The organism is Marisediminitalea lipolytica, assembly GCF_001758465.1.
Classification (GTDB): Bacteria; Pseudomonadota; Gammaproteobacteria; order Enterobacterales; family Alteromonadaceae; genus Alteromonas; species Alteromonas lipolytica.
Map to the genome: position 1 here is coordinate 59,569 of NZ_MJIC01000016.1, position 23,941 is coordinate 83,509.

At 48.8% G+C, this 23,941-nt stretch carries 26 protein-coding genes and 1 pseudogene; 9 read left to right on the plus strand and 18 right to left on the minus strand.

Annotated features, from left to right (window positions below; all coding sequences use genetic code 11):
- Nucleotides 1-44 precede the first annotated feature (44 nt).
- Nucleotides 45-524 (plus strand): FKBP-type peptidyl-prolyl cis-trans isomerase, encoded by a 480-nt coding sequence (locus BFC17_RS18715; RefSeq protein ID WP_070178051.1) that lies wholly within the window; start codon nt 45-47, stop codon nt 522-524.
- Between the two features lie 75 nt (nt 525-599).
- On the opposite strand, the gene BFC17_RS18720 is transcribed toward BFC17_RS18715, so the two are convergent.
- Together BFC17_RS18720 and nadE are read right to left on the minus strand one after the other, a co-directional pair.
- Nucleotides 600-938: a P-II family nitrogen regulator gene (locus tag BFC17_RS18720; RefSeq protein ID WP_070178052.1), complete on the minus strand. Its 339-nt coding sequence runs from the start codon at nt 936-938 to the stop codon at nt 600-602.
- A gap of 6 nt (nt 939-944) precedes the next feature.
- Nucleotides 945-1,778 carry an ammonia-dependent NAD(+) synthetase gene (nadE, locus tag BFC17_RS18725; RefSeq protein WP_070178053.1) on the minus strand — a complete coding sequence of 278 codons (834 nt, stop codon included), beginning with the start codon at nt 1,776-1,778 and terminating at the stop codon, nt 945-947.
- Between the two features lie 211 nt (nt 1,779-1,989).
- Between nadE and BFC17_RS18730 the strand changes: the two genes are divergently transcribed.
- Nucleotides 1,990-2,532 carry a GspH/FimT family pseudopilin gene (locus BFC17_RS18730; RefSeq protein ID WP_070178054.1) on the plus strand — a complete coding sequence of 181 codons (543 nt, stop codon included), beginning with the start codon at nt 1,990-1,992 and terminating at the stop codon, nt 2,530-2,532.
- Between the two features lie 25 nt (nt 2,533-2,557).
- On the opposite strand, the gene BFC17_RS18735 is transcribed toward BFC17_RS18730, so the two are convergent.
- The 5 genes and pseudogenes from BFC17_RS18735 to BFC17_RS22345 all read right to left on the minus strand — a co-directional run bounded on the left by BFC17_RS18735 (nt 2,558) and on the right by BFC17_RS22345 (nt 4,927).
- Nucleotides 2,558-3,019 carry a type IV pilin protein gene (locus BFC17_RS18735; RefSeq protein WP_070178055.1) on the minus strand — a complete coding sequence of 154 codons (462 nt, stop codon included), beginning with the start codon at nt 3,017-3,019 and terminating at the stop codon, nt 2,558-2,560.
- 5 nt (nt 3,020-3,024) lie between these two features.
- A pseudogene (locus tag BFC17_RS18740) lies at nt 3,025-3,387 on the minus strand (hypothetical protein); the annotation flags it as partial.
- A gap of 68 nt (nt 3,388-3,455) precedes the next feature.
- Nucleotides 3,456-4,304 carry a PilW family protein gene (locus tag BFC17_RS18745; RefSeq protein WP_083271846.1) on the minus strand — a complete coding sequence of 283 codons (849 nt, stop codon included), beginning with the start codon at nt 4,302-4,304 and terminating at the stop codon, nt 3,456-3,458.
- Nucleotides 4,301-4,492 (minus strand): hypothetical protein, encoded by a 192-nt coding sequence (locus BFC17_RS22340; RefSeq protein WP_083271847.1) that lies wholly within the window; start codon nt 4,490-4,492, stop codon nt 4,301-4,303. Before BFC17_RS22340 ends, BFC17_RS18745 begins: the two co-directional genes overlap by 4 nt.
- 33 nt (nt 4,493-4,525) lie before the next feature.
- Nucleotides 4,526-4,927 (minus strand): type IV pilus modification PilV family protein, encoded by a 402-nt coding sequence (locus tag BFC17_RS22345; RefSeq protein ID WP_139142143.1) that lies wholly within the window; start codon nt 4,925-4,927, stop codon nt 4,526-4,528.
- Between the two features lie 190 nt (nt 4,928-5,117).
- Between BFC17_RS22345 and BFC17_RS18755 the strand changes: the two genes are divergently transcribed.
- Entirely contained in the window at nt 5,118-5,636 is a 519-nt protein-coding gene (locus BFC17_RS18755) for a GspH/FimT family pseudopilin (protein ID WP_083271849.1), read from the plus strand.
- Between the two features lie 4 nt (nt 5,637-5,640).
- On the opposite strand, the gene BFC17_RS18760 is transcribed toward BFC17_RS18755, so the two are convergent.
- Genes BFC17_RS18760 through BFC17_RS18775 form a run of 4 tightly spaced genes read right to left on the minus strand, consistent with a single transcriptional unit; the run spans nt 5,641 to nt 9,980 of the window.
- Nucleotides 5,641-7,701, minus strand: a complete 2,061-nt coding sequence (locus BFC17_RS18760) for a prepilin-type N-terminal cleavage/methylation domain-containing protein (protein ID WP_070178057.1) — start codon at nt 7,699-7,701, stop codon at nt 5,641-5,643.
- Between the two features lie 8 nt (nt 7,702-7,709).
- Complete coding sequence (locus tag BFC17_RS18765) at nt 7,710-8,834, minus strand: PilX N-terminal domain-containing pilus assembly protein (RefSeq protein WP_083271850.1); 1,125 nt, start codon at nt 8,832-8,834, stop codon at nt 7,710-7,712.
- Nucleotides 8,824-9,453 (minus strand): prepilin-type N-terminal cleavage/methylation domain-containing protein, encoded by a 630-nt coding sequence (locus BFC17_RS18770; RefSeq protein ID WP_083271851.1) that lies wholly within the window; start codon nt 9,451-9,453, stop codon nt 8,824-8,826. Before BFC17_RS18770 ends, BFC17_RS18765 begins: the two co-directional genes overlap by 11 nt.
- A complete protein-coding gene (locus tag BFC17_RS18775; RefSeq protein WP_083271852.1) occupies nt 9,447-9,980 on the minus strand; it encodes a GspH/FimT family pseudopilin in 534 nt (177 codons plus the stop codon). The genes BFC17_RS18770 and BFC17_RS18775 overlap by 7 nt, the downstream gene beginning before the upstream one ends.
- A gap of 153 nt (nt 9,981-10,133) precedes the next feature.
- Between BFC17_RS18775 and BFC17_RS18780 the strand changes: the two genes are divergently transcribed.
- Nucleotides 10,134-10,514 carry a type IV pilin protein gene (locus tag BFC17_RS18780; RefSeq protein ID WP_070178059.1) on the plus strand — a complete coding sequence of 127 codons (381 nt, stop codon included), beginning with the start codon at nt 10,134-10,136 and terminating at the stop codon, nt 10,512-10,514.
- Between the two features lie 70 nt (nt 10,515-10,584).
- Here the strand turns inward: BFC17_RS18780 and ispH are convergent, their stop codons facing one another.
- The 7 genes from ispH to BFC17_RS18815 form a co-directional block, all read right to left on the minus strand.
- Nucleotides 10,585-11,529 carry a 4-hydroxy-3-methylbut-2-enyl diphosphate reductase gene (gene ispH / locus BFC17_RS18785; RefSeq protein WP_070178060.1) on the minus strand — a complete coding sequence of 315 codons (945 nt, stop codon included), beginning with the start codon at nt 11,527-11,529 and terminating at the stop codon, nt 10,585-10,587.
- A gap of 26 nt (nt 11,530-11,555) precedes the next feature.
- Nucleotides 11,556-12,005, minus strand: a complete 450-nt coding sequence (gene fkpB, locus BFC17_RS18790) for an FKBP-type peptidyl-prolyl cis-trans isomerase (RefSeq protein ID WP_070178061.1) — start codon at nt 12,003-12,005, stop codon at nt 11,556-11,558.
- 24 nt (nt 12,006-12,029) lie between these two features.
- Nucleotides 12,030-12,539, minus strand: a complete 510-nt coding sequence (lspA, locus tag BFC17_RS18795; protein WP_070178062.1) for a signal peptidase II — start codon at nt 12,537-12,539, stop codon at nt 12,030-12,032.
- Entirely contained in the window at nt 12,532-15,354 is a 2,823-nt protein-coding gene (gene ileS, locus BFC17_RS18800; RefSeq protein ID WP_070178063.1) for an isoleucine--tRNA ligase, read from the minus strand. Before ileS ends, lspA begins: the two co-directional genes overlap by 8 nt.
- Before the next feature lie 44 nt (nt 15,355-15,398).
- Nucleotides 15,399-16,343 carry a bifunctional riboflavin kinase/FAD synthetase gene (ribF, locus tag BFC17_RS18805; RefSeq protein ID WP_070178346.1) on the minus strand — a complete coding sequence of 315 codons (945 nt, stop codon included), beginning with the start codon at nt 16,341-16,343 and terminating at the stop codon, nt 15,399-15,401.
- A gap of 78 nt (nt 16,344-16,421) precedes the next feature.
- Nucleotides 16,422-17,981, minus strand: a complete 1,560-nt coding sequence (gene murJ / locus BFC17_RS18810) for a murein biosynthesis integral membrane protein MurJ (protein ID WP_070178064.1) — start codon at nt 17,979-17,981, stop codon at nt 16,422-16,424.
- Between the two features lie 108 nt (nt 17,982-18,089).
- Complete coding sequence (locus BFC17_RS18815) at nt 18,090-18,530, minus strand: CBS domain-containing protein (RefSeq protein ID WP_083271853.1); 441 nt, start codon at nt 18,528-18,530, stop codon at nt 18,090-18,092.
- A gap of 303 nt (nt 18,531-18,833) precedes the next feature.
- Between BFC17_RS18815 and rpsT the strand changes: the two genes are divergently transcribed.
- The 5 genes from rpsT (at nt 18,834) to BFC17_RS18840 (ending at nt 23,858) form a co-directional block, all read left to right on the plus strand.
- Nucleotides 18,834-19,097, plus strand: a complete 264-nt coding sequence (rpsT, locus tag BFC17_RS18820; protein WP_070178347.1) for a 30S ribosomal protein S20 — start codon at nt 18,834-18,836, stop codon at nt 19,095-19,097.
- A gap of 169 nt (nt 19,098-19,266) precedes the next feature.
- Nucleotides 19,267-20,067 (plus strand): UDP-2,3-diacylglucosamine diphosphatase, encoded by an 801-nt coding sequence (locus BFC17_RS18825; RefSeq protein WP_070178066.1) that lies wholly within the window; start codon nt 19,267-19,269, stop codon nt 20,065-20,067.
- A 101-nt stretch (nt 20,068-20,168) separates the two neighbouring features.
- Nucleotides 20,169-21,887 (plus strand): bifunctional ornithine lipid synthase OlsF, encoded by a 1,719-nt coding sequence (gene olsF / locus BFC17_RS18830; RefSeq protein ID WP_070178067.1) that lies wholly within the window; start codon nt 20,169-20,171, stop codon nt 21,885-21,887.
- 160 nt (nt 21,888-22,047) lie between these two features.
- On the plus strand, nt 22,048-23,184 hold the full coding sequence (locus tag BFC17_RS18835) for an acyltransferase family protein (RefSeq protein ID WP_070178068.1): 1,137 nt from the start codon (nt 22,048-22,050) through the stop codon (nt 23,182-23,184).
- A gap of 251 nt (nt 23,185-23,435) precedes the next feature.
- Nucleotides 23,436-23,858 carry a hypothetical protein gene (locus BFC17_RS18840; protein ID WP_070178069.1) on the plus strand — a complete coding sequence of 141 codons (423 nt, stop codon included), beginning with the start codon at nt 23,436-23,438 and terminating at the stop codon, nt 23,856-23,858.
- Nucleotides 23,859-23,941: the final 83 nt, after the last annotated feature.

Consider the following 23,941-nt stretch of genomic DNA (forward strand, 5'->3'; position numbering starts at 1 on the left):
TAGCGGCTCGTTATTTTTCTTTTAAAACCAACAAGGCAGATATTATGCAAATATCGCAAAACAGTGTAGTGACCCTGCACTACACCGTCAGCACAGACGATGGTACCGAATTAGACTCATCAACCGGTGGTGAGCCGTTGTCAGCATTGCTGGGCAGTCGCTTTTTAATCAGTGGTCTGGAAGAAGCCCTGCAGGGGAAATCGGCTGGCGAGAAGTTTGAAGTCACCGTTGCCCCGGAAAAAGCCTATGGTGAACGTTTAGACCATCTGGTACAGGCGGTCCCGGCATCTATGTTTGAAGGTATGGACGTTGAACCCGGCATGCAATTTCGCGCGACAACCGACGCTGGCGAGCAATCCGTTATCGTGATTGAGACAACCGACGATGAAGTGATTATTGATGGCAACCATCCGCTGGCTGGCATTGCTTTGTCTTTTGAGGTTGAAGTACTGGATGTGCGTGAACCTACTGAAGACGAACTCGCCCATGGTCATGTCCATGGTCAGGGTGGTTGTGGCCACTAAGGCTTATGGCCAAGGCAATATTGCAAAAAAAAACGGAGTGCTGAGCACTCCGTTTTGGTCTTTAAGGCTGGATAATTAAATCGCTTCGTCACCCTGCTCAGAGGTACGAATACGGATCGCTTCTTCCACTGAGTAAATAAATATTTTACCGTCACCAATTTTACCGGTTTTAGCAGACTTAAGAATCGTCTCTACGGCCAAATCCACCCGCTCGTCATCAAGGACTATCTCTATTTTTACTTTAGGCAGAAAATCCACCTGATACTCTGCACCGCGGTACAGCTCTGTATGACCTTTTTGACGTCCAAAGCCTTTTACTTCCGTTACTGTCATACCGGCAATGCCCACGTCGGCCAGAGCTTCCCTGACGTCGTCGAGTTTAAACGGCTTAACGATTGCTTCAATTTTTTTCATCGTCGCTTACTCATCGTAAATAGTAGGAATAGGTACACGTTTATGCTGTGTACGATTATAAATATACAGTAACTTTTCGGATACTTCTGCTGCAACAGGCTTATTTTCAAGAAAATCGTCAATCTGATCATAGGTCAGACCCAACGCCTGTTCATCCGCTTTTTGTGGCGAGAGCGATTCTAAATCTGCCGTTGGTGCTTTATGGATAATCTTTGCCGGTGCACCAAGATGCTCAGCAACCTGACGAACCTGACGCTTACTTAAGCCAAACAGGGGCGCTAAGTCACAGGCACCATCGCCATATTTAGTGTAAAACCCGGTGATATTTTCAGCCGAATGATCGGTGCCTAACACCAGTCCGTCAACCATGCCGGCAATTTCATATTGAATAACCATGCGGGTGCGTGCTTTTACGTTACCCTTTACAAAGTCCTGCTTGCTCTCATCAGCAGGTAACAAACCGGCTGCGCTGAGCGCCGCACAGGTTTCCTGGTGAATGGCATCAGCACCAGGTTGCACGTTTACAGCAATCGACTGGGTGGGTTTGATAAAGTCAATGGAGGCCTGGGCATCATCTTCATCTGCCTGCACATTGTAAGGTAAGCGAACCGCCAAAAACTGGTATTTTTCATGGTGTTCCTGATTAAGCTCATCAACCGCCAGCTGCGCGAGACGGCCCAGGGTACACGAATCTATACCACCGCTAATTCCCAGTACCAGCGCGTTCATGCCAGATTGCTTTAGCTGCTGTTTAATAAACCCGACTCTGCGCGTCACCTCAAACTCAACGTCGATGACCGGCAGAACCTTCATTTCCTCAATAACCGCTTGTTTATCCATTAGATAATCCAGAGTTTATTTATAACCTGTATACAGTCTACGTTAAAATACGCCACCTTGTCAGCAGCCATTCACTGGTTGTTAAAAAGCAGCTTTATTTTTGTCATGCCTAAACACAATACCAGCGTGTGATTTTTCATAAACAAATCGCTGGGCACTGGGTTACACTCCCCTTCAGCTACATAATTTTTTCATTGTAAGATAAAGACTTATGCGACATTCAGGTTACACACTGGTTGAACTTATGATCACCGTTGCCATCATGAGTATCGTTATTGGTGTCGTCGTTCCCGGAGCCCGGGGGTTTATCAATCACTCGTTACTTGCAAAAGAAATTAATGAGCTGAGTGCACTGGCCAGACTGGCTCGCTTTAAGGCAATGGAAGAACGAACCGAAGTCATCCTATGCCCCACCCTGAATTATACGAATTGTGTCAGCAACTGGACTCATCCAACCATGGCTTTTTACGATATTAATGGCAACAGTGAGCATGATAATAATGAGGCTCTGCTGGGTGCCACTGAGCCTTTGCATCATTCAGTTAGTATCCAGGCCCCTGGCCAGGCCATTGTGTTTGACGCCCGTGGCGGCGCCAGTGTGACAACCACGATAAGCTTGTGTGACGATACCGGCAGTGCCGACAAAGCCGTTGGCTTAATCATTAACGGCTATGGAAAAATTGCCATCGCCCAGGACTACAACAACGATGGCATTAACGAAAATCATCTGCAAAGTGCTCTAGCTTGCAGCTAACGTATTTTTGTATGGCTAAGCTGGCCTAGCACGCCCAGCAATATTCATTCGCGGCTATCGACCCATCGGCATTTTTATCCCAGGCTTTTCGCCCGTCACTAAAAATAGACAAGGTTCCATCCCCCGCCTGCACCGAACTGCTTACTGGCACCGCCCGTAATTCATAGCTATTGCCATTATTTCCCACCGCATGGATAGTAAGGGTGTATTTTTTGTTGGCTGCCAGTTCGGTAGACGGCGAATGGCCGCTGAAAATTTCCGGTGTACCTGTGTCAGTACCGTTTGATGCTGCCCCGGCATAGCTGAAGGTAGTGGCATAATGCCGCTCCATCGCCGAGGCAAAACTCATCAAATCGGCCTGCGCGGTACTACGATTAGAACTTTTCATAACTGACTGATAAGAAGGAAAGCCCACCGCGGCAATAATGCCCACTATCGCCACGGCTATCATTAATTCAATGAGGGTAAAGCCTGCTTGCTTTGCCATTACTTTTACAGCTCCACTTCGGTTGACCAACTACCGCGAATTACCCGCTGATAACGGCCAAAGATATTTTGACTTAAACATTCAAATTCTGAGGTACAAGGTTGCTCATTACCATTTTCATCGACCGGCACGACGGCAGATACACACTCCTCGCCCAGGCAAATAGTAGGGTTAGTAGCATCTTCTATCAAAATTTTTGTATCCGGGGCAATGCCTGTTTGGGTCAGTGTGGCAAAGCGGTCTTCATCGCTGAGTTCACCATCGCCATTCAAATCACCCGCCGCATTGCCGTCAATCAGGTTAACCAGATAAGCACGACTGTTTCCCGCTGGCGGCGCACAGGCACTGGTGCTGCTCGCGGCTGCCACGCCTAACAGCGTGACACAAAGCAGTAGGACCATAGCAAACACTAATACCATCCCTTGTTGAGCACATTTCATAACGCTGCACTCCCAACATAATTAATACTGTTACGCAGCGCTACTGCGACATTAAACACCTGATAGTAGTGATTTTTATCTAAAGTCAGCGGCGCTTCAGACAATAAAGTCACTTTTTCATTGGCGAGGTTCTGCAATTTAATGGGCGGACTTTGCACCAGCAGTGCCAGACGAATGGCAACCACCTGCATATTCGCCAGCCGGGCATTGCTTAAATGGCTGCCATCAACGTAGCGAATTACCCGCCCATCGTTTTCAGTAATATCCCCGGACAAGCCATATTCAATCTGCATGCTCTGAACACCATCCAACAGCACCACCTCATCACTGGGTATGAAGTTGCCGGTTAATCCGCGCAGGTAGCGGCCACTGTAGCCCTGACACTTAAGCTGGCCATCCTCGACAAAAAAGTGATTAACGATGTGCAATTGCATAGGGGCAGCTAAACCAAACCGGTTGCCGCTACAGTCTTGCTCAGCCAGTAAATTTACCACCAGTTCGTCACTGGCGTTGCCAACGCCTTCAAGACTTCCCAACGCGCCCATGACGGCGTAATCCGCAGCCAGAGCCACCGGCTGACGCAGTACAAAACTCGACTCAGTAACCAAATCCACCGAGTTATCTATATTGCCCAGCGTTTGCTCATAGCGGCCGACTTCCCGTAGTTCGTCCTGTAATCTTAAGGTGATGTAACGCCCGTATTCCTGGACTTCTGAAATGGCCTGATTAAGCGAATTGGTCGAACGGGTACTAACAAAAACCTGGATCACGCCGGTAGTGATGATCAGTCCCAACAACATACTGATCATCATCTCAATTAAAGAAAAACCGCCCTGCGATTTCACAAGGTGACCTCTTTAACCACGCAGGCCCGGTTAGGGTCGGCATTAAAGGCACAACGAGCATCATTTACTTGCCCTTGCGCTGTGTTTTGTTTTTCTGGCCAGCTCACTGCGATGCTGATAATCGACCCTGCTGAGCAGGCTTTAGCATCGGTATTGTCGCGATCATCACAACTGACCGATATCCGCATATTCGGATTGCTGCCCACCGCCTGACAACTGGCCTACCAGCCACTGAATTGCGCCATTTCGGCCGCCGAACAGTCATTGTCATTACAGTTAGGGATCGCTCCCGGCAAGGTCAGGCAATAACACTGATATAAGTTACTCCCCTGACAACTCAAGGTACTAAAATTGAAGTTATTCTGGTTTAAGAAGGCATCGTCCACTTCCCAACCGTTCGCAGCTTGCGCAGGTCGGACGCCACTAACCAGTTGCTCAGTCAACTGACGGGCCACCAGCTCGGCATGGCTGCGACTGGCAGCCTGGACATTGTTAAAGGTACCGGTAAATTGTAAGGAAGCCACGCCCAGTAATCCTACCGTCAGAATAAAAAGGCTGACGAGGATTTCCACCATCCCAACACCGGATTGTCTGAACACATTGTGACGAGTCTGTACTACCATAAACAGCTCCTAAAATGGCTGTCTATGGTACCGCATACGTTAGAAAATTATTGTAAAAATAGTTACTTAATAGATGTTAAAGGTATCCAATTAAATAACAGCCCGAAAAACCGCCTTGTGTTCAGCTCACAGATAAAAGCAATAAGGGTACTGTAGCAACCTGTGCCCACAGGACATTCGAGGAGCTGCTATGCGGGACCATTACGGATTTTCATTGGTTCAGTTATTGTCGGCTATCGCCATACTGACGTTACTGGCAAGTCAGAGCCTGAGCAATTTTCAGTCGTTGCTGGCCTCATTTTATCTGCGCGGGGCATTGCAGGCAGTGTATTTTCAGTTGCAACAAGCCCGGCATCAGGCAATTACCCGGCAGCAACCAATTACAGTGGATTTCTCTCCCGGCTCCATGTGGTGCATTGGCATGACCGACCAAATGGATTGCAACTGCCAGCAGGCTAACAGCTGCCTGGTAAACGGTTTAGAGTCGGTCGTGTCCTACCAACAGTTTCGTTTTACTGAACTCAACGCCCTGACCTTCGCCAATAACCAGCAGACACGATTCTCTGGTCACCGGGGCTTTGCTGTTGGCTATGCCGGTTCACTAACGTTTACCAACAGTTCGCAGGATTTTAAGGTGATTGTCAGTAACACTGGCAGAGTCAGAATCTGTACGCTGACACCGCCAGTACATCCTTATAAAGCTTGCTGACTCTTTACTGATAAAACTCCAGGATAAGGTTATATTCCTGATTTGATGTAGCAGTTAACCCCTGGGTTAGCGTAATCGTGTCAGTATTAACTACAGAGTTATCCGGCTGCTGAATCTTAATGGTTACCCCATAACCTGCTTTGCTGATTTGGAACTTAATTGTACCCAACCAATTTTCAGATACATTTACGCAGCTGAAGAATGGGGTTGATTTTCCTTTGGGGATCGTTACCGGACAGACAAACTGATTTGGCGAAACAAAAATTTGTAACGCTGTTAAGTCAACAAATTCCGCTTTATTGGTGTTATTTGTTTCACAACTCTTAGTCACGTTTGCTGTGGTGATAAGGCAGCTGATATTACCTATCAGGCCAAAGAATTTTTCTGCACTTGATTTACTGTCTACGGTTACCTCAAGGGAGTCATCGGTAAATAACTGGTTGTATTCGTAAGGTGAAACCGGTGCGGTGCCGGTAATACCCGCGTTATATGCAAAGGCAGCCACTTCGATATCTGCACTACCATCCATAAGTGCCTCTGCCCGCCCCCGGCTATAAGTGCCATAGTAATTATTAGCCGGGTCGATAATAGTCTGAATGGGTTCATTGGTAATGGTTGCCACCGATGTATTATCAGAGCGCCAGTCAGACAACAAGGTAAGATTGACATCGTAAAATGGCACAATTCCCTTCCATTCCGGATCATTTGTTGCCAGTTTTGCCTTAACAGCGTTGAGATGATCTGTTGTCATTCGATCCAGATAGATGCCCCGGGCAATCAGCTGATAACCACCGGGAGGCACCAGAATATCGCGGTCAGCAGGTTTTGCCGGCGCAGGCGACTGATTAATTTTGCTGGCAATCACCCCCTCGGTGTAAGCCCGGTAGCTATCCAAAGCAGGCTCAGTGTTGAGGTAAGTGGTTTCAAACTCGATAATGTCAATGAGCTGCCAGTCAGGATAAAGCTGATATAGGCCATCAATTCGCTTAAAACGACACGCTTCGGTGTAAGGGTCGCCAATACTGGTTGCTTTACTAAAATTACCATTACCCAGATATTCATAATGGCCATGGGGTAAGCCGCCTTCGACCCGGTAATACTCCTCGTTGTTAACCATTGCAGCGGTATCATGATGGTCGCGACAACAGGTAGTACAAAGCGCGGGTTGTTTGCTGGTGGCCACAATACCGACATCCTTGGATTCTTCACGTCCCGGCTTAACTTTCATGTCATTGCCATCAAGCACTGTCATTGCCGGGGTGTAGCCCGTACCGGTACCAGCAAGTCTACAACTGCAGTTGACGGTAAGAAAATCCTCCTGCTCCAGTTTTTCACTAATTTGAGCGTTGCTTTCGTAGCGAATGGTTTCAAACTGCACTACGTTATTATCGCCCTGATTAGAAATATCCGGTACCGGTTTACTGGTTTCCACACTTTCGTTATTACCCAGATCATAGGAGATAACATCCGGCGCTAAACCCGGTGTGTAAGCCACTTCTGGCTGCTCTTTGGCATTGTCGGTCTCGGTGGTAGCCTGAAAACTGCGTCCCGCAGTTACCGGTGCAAAATTACCATCCAGGTTAACCGCCACGACATTACCATCGACGTCCACCCAATCAACGGTGACCGTGACCTGTTTTTGTGGCGGTGTAGCAGGGAGAGCAAAACCCAGCAGAGTAAAAGTAGGGCCATCGACCCAGGTATCTTCAACGCCGTCAGCATTGGTGTCGGCAAAATATTCGTCGGCAACGGTCCATGTGCGGTTAAATGCGTAAGCCTTGCCATCTGAACCAATAACAATATTAACCTGTCCCGCCGCTATATTACCGCCGAGATCGGTAGCAATATCGTTGTATGCCATCAAACCGGCGGTGGTTTCCAGCGTTTCAAACTGCCGCAGATCATCAAATTTTTCCTGGGCCAGTTGCAAGGCAACCTGACGCAGATTAGTCTGGGCATCGCTGCGCATATAGGCAGATTGCAAGGTCACAAACCCCGACACGCCCATCATGATAATCAGTGATGCAATCATCACTTCAATGAGTGAGAAACCACGAACCTGCATATTACCTCCTAGAAATCCCGCCAACTGCCTGGGACTCTGGCTACGCGCTGAAGCGCATCGTGTTGTTGTAGCTGATCAAGCACGTCAGTATCGTAAACCGAGTTATAGGTACCGTTTGCCTGACCAACCGGATGATTAGAGGCCACGACGCCGTTGACGCGGGCACCACCAATCATGTTAATTTCAAAGTCAGCCAGATTACCCGGCTTACGAAAAGAGAACACCATGCCATTGATTACGGCCCCACCATTCATGGTCAGGTCGCCATCGGTAACTATCAGTACCGCAGGATTCGCCGCGCTACCAACAATTGTTCCCGCATTGAGATGGCAGGTTCCATCTACCCAGATAAGTCCTAAACTACCGGGACCCAGTGTCGCGCAGGAGTTCAGCACTTCATCGGCATCGGCCCTTAATGAAGCCCATTCAGCTTCCGGCACATTAAATATGTATTCCAGTAAGTCATCGGGAAAATCAGGATCGTTATCCAGAATATCCAGATCCTGAAAGCCCTTTTCCGAGTAAGGAGAGCTACTGCAATTACCGTCATTAAATTCCTGCAAGCCGCAGGTGGTGCCGCTACCATTGGTCATATCCACGTCCAGATCGGTCCAGATAGACAAAGGTACACCTTCGCCTCCACCATTGGGATTAGCCACTACCTCAAAGTTACCGCCTACATTCAATCCTCCCGCCACAATCAGGGGGACATCAGGTGGGTTAGCTATCACCGAATACAACAGTGCCTGTTCCTGCACGGTAACGGTAGATAATCCATCCGGCGAAGTGCCTGCAGACTGCAACGTTACCAAACGCATGGTGGTGGACTCTCGCGTAATCACCTGCCACGCGCCGCTTACGGTATAGCTGCCCAAATTAGGTAGCGCATCAGCAAAAGCAACGCCATCCCAGCGGGGATTTTCCGTCAGCATCCCTAATGCCTTCATCAGCCCGGCTTCGGCGGCATTAAATGCCAGTACCCGATTTTGCGTATTCAGCATTATTTGATTCTCAAAAGACTTCACCCGCCCGGTATAAACGGTCACCAGCGTTGCCAGGGTTAGCAATAATACCACCGCAGTCAGAATAACCGCGCCGCGTTGTCGGGCAGAGAAACCAGGATTAACTGTCATAATTCCTCACTACCACTACTGTTTGATATTCGCGGGAAAAACTATCATTACTGGCTAATTCACCATTCAACCTGACAGAAATAGCGGTAGTGGTTATGCCATTGTCCACCGACTGATTGACGATAAAAGTCAGGGCCGTCACGTCAATCACATCGTCATCGGTTAAATCTTCCCAGCCCACATCGCCGCAGGCCGCGCCATTGCGGCGGATTTCCACGGCACCATCGCGAAGCCGGTATCCATAACGCTCGTCCGGGACCAGGGTATCGAGCCCTCCGTTATTGTTGCGGTCGTAGCTGAATAAAATGCAGCTGTTAATCTGTTCCCCCGGAAACTCGCTCACCACCACAGAGCCATTGAAGGGCGATGGATTGGCATCCGGGTCAGTGACCATGGGAACCGTCGCCCCCGAATATCCCGTACGCCGCAGGTCGCTCAATAACAACGCGTAAACATTACCCAGTTCCTCATTGAGTCGGGCACTGTTAATGAGGTTGCCATTAACGCCAATCCCATAGCCAACCAGTGAGGAGACGGCAGCCAGTGAGCCAACGGCCAGTACCATGGCAATCAAAATCTCAACCAGTGTGTAGCCGGCCTGTCTTTTAGTACTTAACACGCTGGAAAACTCCCTACATCACCACTGACATTACACATTGATATCCGTCCCGTAGCAGAGATATTAACTCGCACATTGTGGTTAGTGGCATCAGTTAGCTCCAGTGACACCGCGCCTTGAGGAGCCATACCGCGTACGCCATCCAAAATGGCCTGATTGGCATTATCAAAGTTAACATTCTGCATGCTGATACCATTAAAGTCAGCTGAACTGACGACCTGCTCAAGCCCATCGACGGTGCAACTGTTGGCTAGCGAGCAATCACAGTTTGCGGCGTCGGTAATGCCCACGCACCAGGAGATTGTGTCAAAATTTGTGTCAATAAGAATGTCATTGCTTTGCCTGATAGCACTGCTTCTGGCCAGCTGGAGCAGGAAAAACACGTTTTCAACGGCCCCCTTAACTGCCATTTGGCGCTGTACTGTTAATACAGAGGGTGCTGTCACCGTAACAACAACGCCGATGATGGCAACCACGATCAATACTTCTATCAACGACATTCCCTGTTGATAACGGGATGAATGCATAACATACCTTGTGATTAAATTTGCAACGTTACAATCCGGATTTTCTTATACACTAATAGCATAACTATCCGTACTCAGTGTCAGTTGTCTGATGATATTTTAGTCACAAAGAATAGACCAGTAAGTATTCGAATCAATTAATGGGTATAAAGCATGATGCAACGATGTAAGTTAAACCAGGGTTTCACACTAATAGAAATGATGATTGCCATCGTAATAATGGGCATACTGGCGGCGGTGGCCGTGCCGTCGTATCAGAGCCAGGTCAGGGAATCCCGTCGGGGTGACGGACAAACTGCGTTGATGCAAATGCACATGAGCCAGGAAAATTACAGATTACAAAACGTAACCTATGGCAGCGCTAATGATATCGCCATACCGGCTTCAGATTTCTATACGTTTACCGTTTCCAATGTTAGCGCAACCACCTTTACGCTGACTGCTACAGCCAAAAACAGTCAGACCAGTGATACCGGCTGTACAACGCTGACACTGAATCAGTCCTTAACGCGCACCCCGGCGGGATGTTGGTAATACCGCAAAAACAAAAACGCCGCAGAGAAGCTTTCCCGCGGCGTTTTTACATTAGATAGCAATGCTGATACTAACTGACTTGCTTAACCCGTAATTCTTTGGGTACCGCAAACTCAATATTTTCTTCACGGCCACTGCGTTCGGTTGCTTTTACCGCTCCCCAGTCAAGTAGTCGCTGGATCACCCGTTTAACCAGCACTTCTGGCGCCGATGCGCCCGCGGTTACGCCAATGTGTTCGATACCATTAAGCCAGTCGCGCTGAATACAGTTTTCATCGTCGATCAGGTGGGCCTGAGCGCCCATTTTAGCCGCTAACTCTCTAAGACGATTGGAATTAGAACTATTCTGTGCCCCTACCACTAACAGCACTTCACAATCCTGCGCCAGTTCGCGCACGGCATCCTGGCGATTTTGTGTGGCGTAACAGATATCGTCCTTCCGCGGCCCTTCAATTGCCGGGAATTTCTCTCTCAGCGCATCAATGACATCGGCAGTATCGTCTACCGACAATGTGGTCTGGCTGCAGTAATACAGGGCCTGCGGATTTTTCACTTCCAGCGTTTTCACATCGTCACTGGATTCCACCAGATAGATACCGCCTTCAGGATTATCGTACTGACCCATGGTGCCTTCGACCTCTGGGTGACCAGCATGGCCAATAAGAATACACTCAGTGCCACGACGACTCGCCCGGGTCACTTCCAGATGCACCTTGGTAACCAGTGGGCAGGTCGCATCAAATACTTTCAGACCGCGCCGCTCGGCTTCCTGACGAACAGCCTGGGACACGCCATGCGCCGAAAAAATCACGATGTTATCATCCGGCACCTCGTTGAGTTCATCAACAAAAATAGCGCCACGCTCTTTCAGGCCATCCACCACAAATTTGTTGTGCACTACTTCGTGGCGAACATAAATAGGCGGCTGAAAAATTTCCAGAGCCCGCTCTACAATAGTAATGGCCCGGTCTACCCCGGCACAAAAACCGCGGGGATTGGCTAAATGTATTTGCATCGCTTAGTATTCCTCGGCGTTAAGCCTTACGCGTTGATGACATCGATGATTTCAACGTCGAAGATCACCGTTTGTCCGGCCAGTGGATGATTGAAATCCACGGTAACTGAATCGCCGGCTATGCTGCGAATAATACCCGGCACTTCACTGCCATCAGGCTGCGAAAATGCCATGATCATGCCTTCTTCCAGCGCCATATCGGCACTAAAACGGCTTCGGTCCATATGGTGAATGTTATCCGGGTTAGGCAAACCAAATGCATCTTCCGGAGCAAGTTCGAAAGACTTTTTCTCGCCCGCAGTAAGACCTAATAAACAGGCTTCAAAATTAGGCGTCAGGCTGCCATCGCCCATTACCAGCTTGGCTGGCTTTTTATTAACGCGTGTACTGTCGGCTGCTGAACCGTCAGACAATTTCAGGTCAAAATGCATAATGACCTCACTGTTGTCGCGGATGACCTTTGATGCTTCGCTCACGGTAACTCTCTCTGACTTAATTTGTTAATTTGCGTCTTGGGTTGAGGTGTCTTCATTCTTACTGGTTAGCATGTCCCAAATCAGCAGGGCCGCACCAATAAAAATGGCACTGTCAGCCAGATTAAATGCCGGCCAGTGCCAGTCATTTACGTAGAAATCCAGAAAATCGATGACATAACCGTGCACAATCCGGTCGTACACATTACCAACGGCACCGCCCAGGATAAAACTAAACGCGACAGGCAGTAGCTTTTGCTGCCGGGGGGTCTGTTTCAGCCACCATAAAATCACGGCACAAACAGCAACAGCAATAGCAGTAAAAAACCACCGCTGCCAGCCACCGGAATCATGTAAAAAGCTAAAAGCGGCACCGTAATTATGCACATAAGTAAAATTGAAAAACGGTGCCAGCTGCACAGACTCATACAATTCCATGCTGCCTATCACCGCATACTTGCTCCACAGATCAAGTATTACGGTGATCACACTAATCCACAAAAAACGCAGACCGCTTTCGCTTATTAACTTAAGCATAGTGACGCGTTTCTCCGTCGCCATCGACGTTAGTTACGCAGCGACCACATAGTTCCGGATGTTCACTGTGGGTACCCACATCATCCAGCACATGCCAGCAGCGTACGCATTTTTCACCTGAACTTTTCGCCACGCTGACAAACAGCCCTTCCACTTCGGTCGCCGTAGCGTCGTCGGATTTATCGGCCAGTGCCGCCACCGTAACGCCCGATGTTATCAGTACGAAGCGCAGTTCATCACCAAGCTTAGCCAGTTGCGACTTCAGCGCATCATCGGCATATAAGGTCACATTCGCTTCCAGCGAACCACCCAGTAGTTGCGCTTTACGTGCCTGTTCCAGGGCCTGGTTTACTGCATCCTTAACGGCCATTACCTGTTTCCAGTAGGCATCGTTAAAGGTTTCATCCTGACCAAAGCCATTAAAACCCTGATACCAGGTTTCGGTAAACACGTACTTAGCGCGCTCGCCCGGCAGTTCCTGCCAGATTTCCTGTGCGGTAAAGCTGGTAATAGGCGCCATCCAGCGCACTAACGCCTCAACGATATGATACAGCGCGGTCTGACACGAGCGACGCGCCACACTGTCGGCTTTGGCGGTGTACTGGCGGTCTTTAATGATATCCAGATAGAAACTACCCAATTCAATGGAGCAGAAATGAGCGAGTTTTTGCGATACCACCAGCATATCGTACTTTTCGTAGTCAGCAACGATCTCGGCCTGCAGCTGTTTAGCGCGGGACACGACCCAGCGATCCAATGCCACCATGTCGTCTTCGGCAACGGCGTCGGTCTCTGGATTAAACCCGTTCAGGTTAGCCAGCAGGAAACGCGCGGTGTTACGTAAGCGACGATAGTTATCGGCTGCACGTTTGAGGATTTCATCAGATACGGCGATTTCACCACGGTAATCGGTTGAGGCTACCCATAAACGCAGAATATCTGCTCCCAGCTTATTGGTCACTTCCTGTGGGGCTACCACGTTACCCAGAGACTTGGACATCTTCTTGCCCTGAGCGTCAACGGTAAAGCCGTGGGTCAGCACCTGACGATAAGGCGCATGGCCGTGCATGGCGGTAGAGGTCATCAGCGATGACATAAACCAGCCCCGGTGCTGATCAGAACCTTCCAGGTATAAATCGGCTTTAGCCGGAATATCATCCCGACAATCCACCACAAAGAAGTGGGTTACACCGGAGTCAAACCAAACATCCAGCGTATCAGTGACTTTTTCGTACTGGTCTGCGTCGCTGCCTAACAGCGCAGCATCATCGATATCCCACCAGGCCTGAATGCCGGTTTTTTCGATTTCGCTGGCCACCGTTTCAATCAGACTGGCTGATTCAGGGTGCAGTTCGCCACTGACCTTGTGGATATACAGCGGGATAGGCACGCCCCAGGTACGCTGACGGGAAATACACCAGTCCGGACGCCCTTCCACCATCTTGGTGATGCGGTTTTCACCCCACTCAGGGATCCACTCTGTCTTACGGATTTGTTCCAGCGACTGCTCGCGCAGGCCCAGTTTATCCATACTGATAAACCACTGCGGCGTGGCGCGGAAAATAATTGGCGTTTTGTGACGCCAGCAATGGGGGTAGCTGTGCTCAAAATTCACATTCAGCACCAGGTTGCCGCTTTCAGCCAGGGTTTCGATAATTGGCTGATTGGCTTTAAATACGTGCATACCAGCAAACATCGGGGTGTTTTCCAGATACACACCATTGTTACCAACCGGATTGTAGACTTCGATATCGTAGTGTTTACATACGTTAAAGTCATCCACACCGTGGGCTGGCGCGGTATGTACACAGCCGGTACCGGCATCGGTAGTAACATGATCGCCCAACACGATCAGCGAGGTTTTATCCAAAAACGGATGGTGTAATTTGGCTTTGTCCAGCGCCTGACCTAAACAGGTGGCTACCGTTTTATAGTTTTCCACGCCGTAACGCTGCATGCAGCTTTCTACTAAATCGCTGGCCAGCATGATCCACTGGGCGTCGTCACCATATTCTACCAGTGAGTATTCCAGTTCAGGGTGCAAGCTGACGGCCAGGTTAGCAGGCAGGGTCCACGGAGTGGTGGTCCAGATAACTACACCGGCTTTGTGCGCGGTAAGCGCATCACTGTCTACGCCGAATGCTCCAGCAAAGGTGTCTACATCCGCCAACGGAAATTTCACATCGATAGCAGGCGACGTTTTGTCTTTATACTCTACTTCGGCTTCTGCCAGTGCTGAACCACAGTCTGTACACCAGTGAACCGGTTTAAAGCCTTTTTCCAGATGCCCTGCTTCGATAATTTTACCCAGTGCACGAACAATGTTGGCTTCTGAGTCAAAGTCCATGGTCTTGTAGGGTTTATCCCACTCGCCGAGCACACCAAGACGTTTAAAATCGGTCATCTGGCCATTGATTTGCTTTTGCGCATAATCGCGGCATTTCTGACGGAATTCTGCCGCAGTGACCTTTTTACCAGGCTTGCCGACTTTCTTTTCTACCATCAGTTCGATTGGCAGACCGTGACAGTCCCAGCCGGGCACGTATGGGGCGTTAAAATCCGCCAGCGTTTTGGACTTAACAATAATGTCTTTGAGGATTTTGTTAACTGCGTGACCAATGTGAATATTGCCATTGGCATACGGAGGGCCGTCATGCAGTACAAAAGGCGCTTTGCCTTCTTTTGCCTGGCGAATCTGCTGATACAAGCCGTCTTTTTCCCAGTCTTTCAGCATCTGAGGTTCGCGTTGTGCCAGGTTCCCGCGCATCGGGAAAGCGGTTTCCGGCAAATTCAATGTGGCTTTGTAATCACTCATAGCGTTTGTTCTATCCGTCCACGTTATCGGGAGTTATCCCGGTTTCAGACCTCTGACAGGTCATCGTTATTCATTAAAATCTGTTGCGCCCGGGCAACATCCAGCGCGATTTGTTCGCGCAGGGCTTCCAGGCTGCTAAAACGTTGTTCATCTCGTATTTTGGCTACCGGTACTACAGTAATATGCTGACCGTACAGAGAGCCGGCAAAGTCGAAGATATGCACTTCGAGTTGCTTACGCTGGCCGTTGACGGTGGGCCGTGAGCCAATATTGGCAACGCCGGTGAACAGCTTGCCATCGATATTAAGCTTTACTGCGAATACGCCTGTAATGGGGGTCTGACAACGGTTTAACAAGACATTGGCAGTGGGAAAACCGATGGTCCGGCCTTTCTTTTCGCCGTGAATGACCCGGCCGGAAATATAAAAGGAGCGACCCAGCATGGAATGCGCCAACGCAAAATTGCCATCGGCCAGCGCTTCGCGAACCGCGGTAGAACTAATGCGACAATCCTGCATGACGAAACTTTGCGTGCTTACCACTTCAAAGCCCAACTGCTTACCGGCTTGTTCCAGTCGGGTAAAATCGCCCTGGCGGCCTTTGCCAAACCGAAAATCATCACCCACCACTAAAAACTTAACGCCCAGCTTTTCCACCAGCAGGTGTTCAATAAACTCATCGGGTGATTGCGCGGCAAACTGAGCATTAAACCTGACGCAGAGCAGTCGGTCGACCCCCTGAGCTTTAAGCAACTGGTACTTCTCAGCCAACGGACTAATGCGAGCTGGTGCGGTTTCAGGCGTAAACACCTCTTCAGGGTGTGGTTCAAACACCATCACAGTGGCAGGCAGCGATAGCCGCCGGGCTTGTTCAATCAGATTAGACAGCACTGCCTGATGCCCTAAATGGACACCATCGAACTTGCCTATTGTCAGTACACAGCCGTGATGATGGGCTTTTAAATTGTTAAGGCCCCGGATTAGCTCCACGTTTAACAGCAACCTTTTATGAGATGAATATGCTACAAAGCCGGCGATTATAAACTACCCGGCCGGCAATACCAATCGCTAAAAGGCCTTGGATTTGAAATGGCGCAGACGAATGCCCATGGCGAACATACCGCCACTAAAGACGATAACAGCGAGTAAAATGGTTAGCGAAATTGACAATACCTTGTCATGAAAAGTCAAAGCAGTAAATTCCACTCCATGCTGACACCACAAAATAGCGGCAACCATGGCGCAGGTGGCTACCAGCACGCGCATCACAAACCCAACGGTAAGACGGCTCACGGTATAAACCTTCTGTCGCGTCAGTCCCTGATACAGTAAAACCGCATTCAGCGTAGCCGATAAACTGGTGGCAATAGCCAGACCAACATAGCCATAAGAAATCGCAAAAATCAGATTAAACAGCATATTGGCGGCCATACACCAAATACCGAATTTAACCGGTGTTTTGGTATCCTGCCGCGAGTAGTACCCGGGCGCCAGCACCTTAACCAGCATAAAACTGAGTAGCCCCAGGGAATAAGCCATCAGACTGTAGGATGCCATTCTCGCCGTTTCCGCCGTAAAAGCGCCGCGCTGAAAGATGACCGACAGGATTTCCTCAGCCAGCACACCCAAACCAGCCGCAGCGGGTATGCCTAACAGACACACCATTCTCACCGCCCAGTCCATGTTGCCAGAAAAACCCAGCTCGTCCTTGCCCACATGGTTACGGGAAAGGGCTGGCAGGATAACGGTTGCGATAGCAATACCAAACAGCCCCAGCGGGAACTCCAGCAGGCGATCAGAATAATACAGCCAGCTTATGGAACCGGTTACCAGAAAACTGGCAATAAACGTATCCAGCAGCAAATTGATTTGGCCAACAGAGACACCAAATAATGCCGGGATCATCAGCGTCCTGACCTTTACCACACCCGGGTCGCGCCAGCCCCACTCAGGCTTAACCAGTAAACCGGCCCGATACAAAAAAGGTAACTGAAAGCCAAGCTGAACAATACCACCAATAAACACCCCCCAGGCCAGCGCAAAAGCAGGCTCGCTCATAAAGGGAGACAACCAGTAGGCGCAGGCAATAATGCATACATTAAGTAAAACCGGGGTAAAGGAAGCCACGGCAAATTTATTTAATGTATTTAAAATAGCGCCGGACAGTCCGGTCAGAGAAATAAAGGCAATATAGGGAAAGGTAATTTTGAGCATGGCACTGGCCAGTTCAAATTTCGCGCCGTCGGGCTGATCGTTAAGGTAATCAATAAACCAGCCTGCGCCGAATAACACGGTTATGGCCGGAGACACAAACACACCGATAATCGCGGTGACAAATACAATGGCACCCAGTGTTCCCGAAACATGGGCCACAAATTGTTTAAGCTTTACGTCGTCTTTTTCGGCATGCACTTCGGTAAGCACAGGAATAAAGGCCTGAGCGAATGCTCCTTCGGCGAACAAGCGGCGCAGAAAGTTAGGGATTTTATTAGCAAAAAAGAACACATCGGCCGCTGCATCCGCGCCCATCAGCCGGGCAATGACGACATCGCGAACCAGGCCCAGTACCCGTGAAAGCAGGGTCATGGTACTAACAATCAGGCCTGATTTGATTAATTTCTTCGACACAACATTCCCTTTTGGGTGCCCCACTGACACCTGCACTTATTTGTGCCGGTTATTGTATCGTAATTAAACGGAATTAAACCAATAATTAATTGCTTAGAGCAGCTGCTGTCAGCCTTGCAATCGATCCAGCTTATCGATAAGCATCATCGACAAATTAACAAAATCGGTAGACGTCACAATCCCGATAACATGGTTGTTATCGTCAACCACGGGTAAACAGCCATGCTTATTGCGTAAAAAGAATGGTGCAACGTCCTGAATGGTCTCGTCTGCCTTAATCGTATCAAAGTCACACACCGCCACTTCCATTATGTTGGTTTGTTTTTCGTGTTGCTCCAGCACATCGCTGCCATAAAGCACCATCAGGCTCATTACCTTGGCAATCAGACTTTTTTGTGTCACCACGCCAATGATTTGTTGAGTTTCCTGATTAACCACCGGCAAATGGCGAATGCCGCGATGGCGCGTAATATAATGGGCATCATGTAAAGTATTGCCCTCATGTAATTGCATTACCGGGCAAGTCATAATGTCAGCAACCGTTAGCATTACCAGACTCCTGCTATAGTTATTTTAAGTATTATTCTACGTATTCAGTAATTTAGCTTCCCAATACGGGAAAGGTAACTTTACTGTAGACCATTATCGCTGGTTATGCAGAGAAGCATTTGACCTGAATCAAGTGTCGATGTCAGCGAATAATTACTGGAGGCCCGGGTATTAACTCAGGTATAATATCGCCCCAGTGGAAGAAAGTTGCGCTCAACGGCGATAAATTGTTTGACAATTAGCCGATAGCTAGGCACAATCCGCACCCTCGTTTTTGACATGAATTTTTTTGGGAGTTACACCTTGGCTAACATCAAGTCTGCTAAGAAACGTGCAATTCAAGCCGAAAAGCGTCGCCAGCATAATGCCAGCCGTCGCTCCATGACTCGTACAAGTATTAAAAAAGTAGTAGCGGCTATCGCCTCTGGTGATAAAGAAGGTGCCCAGGCTGCACTGTCTGCTGCGACTCCAATTCTTGACAGAATGGCTACAAAAGGTTTGATTCACAAGAACAAAGCTGCTCGTCATAAGAGCCGTCTGGCTGCGCAAATCAAAGCGCTGGGTTAATCACCCACTGACGTTTAGTTTAAAAAAGCGCCTACGGCGCTTTTTTTATGCCTGTCATTTAAACTTCAACAACTCGTCATCGAACGGTCAAACACCCGTCACCTAACTGTCAAGGCACGTGGGTAAAGTACCAGAAACTTTACCAGTAGCGAACCGCCGGGAACATGTGATGGCAAAACTCCACTATAAAGCTGTATGGTTATCTGATATTCATCTTGGTAACAAAGACTGCAAAGCAGAGTTCCTGCTTGAGTTTTTGCAGAGCATCTCGGTCGAAACACTTTATCTGGTTGGCGATATCGTCGATATGTGGCAAATGGAAAAACAGTTTCGCTGGCCGGATGCGCATAACCAGGTCATGCATAAACTCATGCAAATGAGTAATCAGGGCACCCGGGTGGTGTATCTTCCTGGCAATCATGACGCGCCAATTCAGAAATACTCGGGTATGGCCTTTGGCGATATTGAGATTGAGCGCGAGCTAGTGCACACCACGGCAGACGGCAAACGTTATCTGGTACTTCACGGCGATCAGTTTGATGCTGATGTGACACTGGGTAAATTTCATGCCTGGATTGGCGATAAGGGCTACGACCTCCTGTTGTTTTTAAATCGCTGGTACAACCGCTTCAGAGCCTGGCGCAACAATCATTACTGGTCACTCGCAGGCTATATTAAAAAGCACATTAAAGGCGCTAACAAAGCCATAGAACGCTATCGTGAAGCCGGCTGTAAGCACGCCGCTGAAAGAGGCCTGGACGGTATTATCTGCGGCCATATTCACCATCCTGAATCGATTATGGTGAATGGCGTTCACTATATTAACGATGGTGACTGGATTGAGAACTGTTCGGCACTGGTTGAAGACAACGCTGGCCAACTTTCACTGATTCACTTTAACGAATACCTCAAGCACTCGAACAACGTATCGGTACTGGCAGATTTCATCAAAACAGGTCGGGCTGCCTGATCATTGCGGCGCCCAACTGTCAAAGAACTGCAACACAACTGTGAGCATATCGTCACAAATCGCTGCTATCGTGTGGCGAAATAACCTTAAGTGTACCGAATATGTTTACTGTTGATGAATTGCTCGATGAGTACTATCCGCAGGTGGCCAAGCACAGCCTGCTAAGCAAACCCTTGCGCTTTGCCCTGCGTCATTTGTTGCACGAAAGGGAAATCGCCGACTTTGGCCAGACCTACCCGCATTACCACGGTATCGATTTTGTTGAACAGGTACTGGAATACTTTAACGTCAGTACCTCGGTAAGGGACACTGAGCGCGAGCGCATCCCCAGTGAAGGCCGGGTAGTTATTATTGCTAATCATCCGATTGGTTCTATTGATGGCCTGGCCCTGATTAAGCTTATCTCAGAAATCCGCCATGACCTGAAAGTGGTGGCCAACCAGATGCTGATGGCCATAGAGCCACTGCGTGACATGTTATTGCCGGTAAATAACATGCAGGGCGGTACGCGCAAACAACATCTGGCAGCTATTCATGATCACCTCGCCTCAGACGGCGCGGTGTTGATCTTCCCGGCGGGTGAGGTTTCGCGGTTACGTCCACAGGGTGTGCGTGACACACACTGGCACAGTGGCTTCCTGCGTATGGCTCGCCAGGCAAAGGCGCCTGTTCTGCCAATTTTTATTGATGCGAAAAACTCACCGTTATTCTATGGCGTGTCCATGGTCTACAAGCCACTGGCAACCGCACTACTGGTGAAAGAGATGTTTAAGCAGCGCCGCAAATCGCTGCCTATGCGTATTGGTGAGCTTATCCCCTTTTCCAGTTATCAGTCGCTGACCATTTCCGTACCGGATCAGGTAAAGCTGTTTAAACGGCATCTGTATCGGGTTGGTACTAACCGTAAAGGCATCTTTGCTACGCAGGCGGCTATCGCCATGCCCGAAGACAGAAAAGAGCTGTCCCGGGCTATCAGACAATGTGAGCACTTAGGTGAAACCTCTGACGGTAAACATATCTACCTTTACCTGCATCAGGGCAGCTCAGTGATCATGCGTGAGATTGGTCGTTTACGGGAAATCGCCTTTCGCGCTGTGGGAGAAGGGACCCTGCACCGCCGTGACATTGATAAATACGACAATCATTACTATCACCTGATCCTGTGGGATGAAAACGATCTGGAGATTGTGGGTGCTTACCGCTTTGGTGATGCGCGTATTCTTAGTCAGCCTGATCACCCAACCGGGTTATATTCTGCCACGCTATTCGATTATGCCCGGGACAACCCGAAGCTGTTTGAAGAAGGACTGGAACTGGGACGCAGTTTTGTGCAACCGCGTTACTGGGGTAAACGCAGTCTGGATTACCTGTGGTTTGGTATCGGCGCGTTTTTAACCCGCTACCCGCACTACCGTTATTTATTTGGCCCGGTAAGTCTGAGCGATAGTTACCCGCAGCCTGCCAAGCAGTTAATCGTGCAGTTTTACGCGACCCACTTCCCGGCGCGTTTCGGCGCAGCAGAAGCCAAAATTCCGTTTAAGCTGCCAGGCGACGCCCTGACCGAATTTGCAGGTGTTGATTACAAAAAAGAATTCACCCAGCTTAAACACCTGCTGGCCAACATGGGCGTAAACGTTCCCACGCTTTATAAGCAGTATACCGAAGTATGTGAACACGATGGTGTGGCCTTTTTAGACTTCAACATCGATCCGGACTTTTGTGACTGTGTGGATGGCCTGGTTGTGGTCGATACCGACAAGCTGTTACCGAAAAAACGTAAGCGTTACCTGCAAACCCATGAGCTGGCTAAATCTGCTTAAACATCCTTATCCCCGGCAATCTTCGCCGGGGAAACTCTGTTCCCCTCCGCTGATAATTACGAATTTACAATTACTTACAGAGTAAGTCTCAACTCGCTGCTGAATTTTCGATAGCATGGTGCTCCTTTGTTTTAAGTGAGCCATCAGGAATTTACGTATTATGGCAGTAACACCGCAACAACGTTTTGCAGAGCTGGACTGGCTGCGTATCGGCCTTATTCTGGCCGTATTTACCCACCATGTTTTTATGCCATTTAATGGGGATGACTGGCATGTCATGAACCAGCAATCGAGTAAATTACTGGATGACATCATGGTGTATTTTGAGCAGCTTCGTTTGCCCACGTTATTCACCATTGCTGGCGCAGGGAGCGTATTGTTGTTGGGCAAACTCACTGCTGGCGCTTTCCTGCTAAACAAACTCAAACGCCTCCTGATACCACTGCTTATTGGCATGATGTTTATTACGCCGCCGCAAGCCTATTTCGAATCGCCGGAGCATTATGCTTCGCTGTGGGACGCCTATCAGCAACGTATTCTGCTGTTTGATAACAAGCACCTCTGGTTTGTGGAATTTCTGATTGTATTTATGCTGCTGGCCATTCCGGTTTACTGGCTGCTAAGACACCGGACCAACAAAAGCCTGACAGATTTAACGGTCAGGCTGTGCCAGTACCGTTTTAGCCTGATGATCATTGGCGCTGTTGTAGTGCTGATCAGAGGGGGGCTAAAACTAAGTTATCCGGAACAACATGGCAGTATTGAAAACCTTTCGGTTTCGGTATTTTATTTACTGTTTTTCTTAGCCGGCATGCTGTTTATGTCCCGCCAGGAAATATGGACAACACTGCGGCATTTCCGCCGCACCAACCTCTGTTTCTTCGTCTTTTTCAGTCTGTGTTTTTATATTTACTATCTGGGAGACTTCAGCTTTTTAGGTTCGCTTACGGTTCGCTGGCAAATCTGGTGGGCATTGTGTGCTCTGGTGTCCTGGTCGGCCATGCTGGTGATGCTGGGCTACGGCAGTCAGTATCTGATATCCTCGCCCTCCTGGCTGCGCCAGAGCAATGAGCTGATTTACCCATTCTATATTCTGCACCAAACCGTCATTGTGGCCTTAGGCTATTACATTGTGCAATGGGATGCCGCTATAGCAGCAAAATCAGTCAGCCTATTTATGCTGTCGTTACTCCTTACCACCGGCCTCTGTTATTTTGTTATCAGGCCCTTTAACCCAATGCGCTTTTTATTTGGCCTGAAACAGCGCCGCTCCGAGCGTGTGTCGGTACAGAGTTAACTACTGACAGCTCACCGTTATAGCGAATAAAAGTTTTACACAGCCCTGTAAATCTCTCACAACAGGGCATCTCATCGTGCCGCGCCTTTGCTTAAAGTAACCACTTACTTTTTTGGCTTAACCATTTGTATTGAATGGTTTATTTTAAATGCAATCAGGTCAAATTTTAAACAGGCACCCTACTTGCACTCACTCTTCTTAGTTATGCCTTTGCAGTAGCGCAATCCCCCATTCAATTAAGAGGAAGCATCATGAAAAAACTGATTTCATTAACCATTTCAAGCGGACTTATTCTCAATCTCACGGCTTGTGGCACCATTTTACACCCGGAGCGTAAAGGTCAGACAGATGGCCGATTGGATACCTCAGTGGTGCTGTTAGACGCCCTGGGGCTACTGTTTTTCTTTGTGCCGGGCGTGGTGGCCTTTGCGGTAGACTTTTCAAACGGAACCATTTATTTACCAGGCGGATTCACTTCACAACTCAGTGAAGAAGAATTGCAGTCGGTGATCAAAGAAGGCAAGGTTGACGAACAAAAATTAAAGGCGATGGTGTCACAAAAAACCGCTCTGCAGATCCCAGAGAGCCAGCTCTATTCTCAGCCTCTGGCTGACAGCAGTCAGGTTGCCTTAATGATGAAACCGTACAATAAACCCTTACTGGCGATGCAATAAAGCTAGCCGGACAGGAATTTCCCTTGACCTGAGGGTAATGAACAGAAAAACTAGTAGTATTAATAACGGGTAATACGACAAAA

Bases quoted from the DNA above. Each gene is read 5' to 3' on its own strand.
- BFC17_RS18825 (WP_070178066.1), top strand. From the start codon at position 19,267: ATGGCAAAACTCCACTATAAAGCTGTATGGTTATCTGATATTCATCTT.
- lspA (WP_070178062.1), bottom strand. From the start codon at position 12,539: ATGCTTAAGTTAATAAGCGAAAGCGGTCTGCGTTTTTTGTGGATTAGT.
- BFC17_RS18775 (WP_083271852.1), bottom strand. From the start codon at position 9,980: ATGCATTCATCCCGTTATCAACAGGGAATGTCGTTGATAGAAGTATTG.
- BFC17_RS18760 (WP_070178057.1), bottom strand. From the start codon at position 7,701: ATGCAGGTTCGTGGTTTCTCACTCATTGAAGTGATGATTGCATCACTG.
- olsF (WP_070178067.1), top strand. From the start codon at position 20,169: ATGTTTACTGTTGATGAATTGCTCGATGAGTACTATCCGCAGGTGGCC.
- BFC17_RS18735 (WP_070178055.1), bottom strand. From the start codon at position 3,019: ATGGCAAAGCAAGCAGGCTTTACCCTCATTGAATTAATGATAGCCGTG.
- BFC17_RS18780 (WP_070178059.1), top strand. From the start codon at position 10,134: ATGATGCAACGATGTAAGTTAAACCAGGGTTTCACACTAATAGAAATG.
- ispH (WP_070178060.1), bottom strand. From the start codon at position 11,529: ATGCAAATACATTTAGCCAATCCCCGCGGTTTTTGTGCCGGGGTAGAC.
- BFC17_RS18765 (WP_083271850.1), bottom strand. From the start codon at position 8,834: ATGACAGTTAATCCTGGTTTCTCTGCCCGACAACGCGGCGCGGTTATT.
- nadE (WP_070178053.1), bottom strand. From the start codon at position 1,778: ATGGATAAACAAGCGGTTATTGAGGAAATGAAGGTTCTGCCGGTCATC.
- BFC17_RS18840 (WP_070178069.1), top strand. From the start codon at position 23,436: ATGAAAAAACTGATTTCATTAACCATTTCAAGCGGACTTATTCTCAAT.
- BFC17_RS18715 (WP_070178051.1), top strand. From the start codon at position 45: ATGCAAATATCGCAAAACAGTGTAGTGACCCTGCACTACACCGTCAGC.
- BFC17_RS18730 (WP_070178054.1), top strand. From the start codon at position 1,990: ATGCGACATTCAGGTTACACACTGGTTGAACTTATGATCACCGTTGCC.
- ileS (WP_070178063.1), bottom strand. From the start codon at position 15,354: ATGAGTGATTACAAAGCCACATTGAATTTGCCGGAAACCGCTTTCCCG.
- BFC17_RS22340 (WP_083271847.1), bottom strand. From the start codon at position 4,492: ATGCGGATATCGGTCAGTTGTGATGATCGCGACAATACCGATGCTAAA.
- BFC17_RS18815 (WP_083271853.1), bottom strand. From the start codon at position 18,530: ATGCTAACGGTTGCTGACATTATGACTTGCCCGGTAATGCAATTACAT.
- BFC17_RS18835 (WP_070178068.1), top strand. From the start codon at position 22,048: ATGGCAGTAACACCGCAACAACGTTTTGCAGAGCTGGACTGGCTGCGT.
- BFC17_RS22345 (WP_139142143.1), bottom strand. From the start codon at position 4,927: ATGGTAGTACAGACTCGTCACAATGTGTTCAGACAATCCGGTGTTGGG.
- BFC17_RS18755 (WP_083271849.1), top strand. From the start codon at position 5,118: ATGCGGGACCATTACGGATTTTCATTGGTTCAGTTATTGTCGGCTATC.
- BFC17_RS18720 (WP_070178052.1), bottom strand. From the start codon at position 938: ATGAAAAAAATTGAAGCAATCGTTAAGCCGTTTAAACTCGACGACGTC.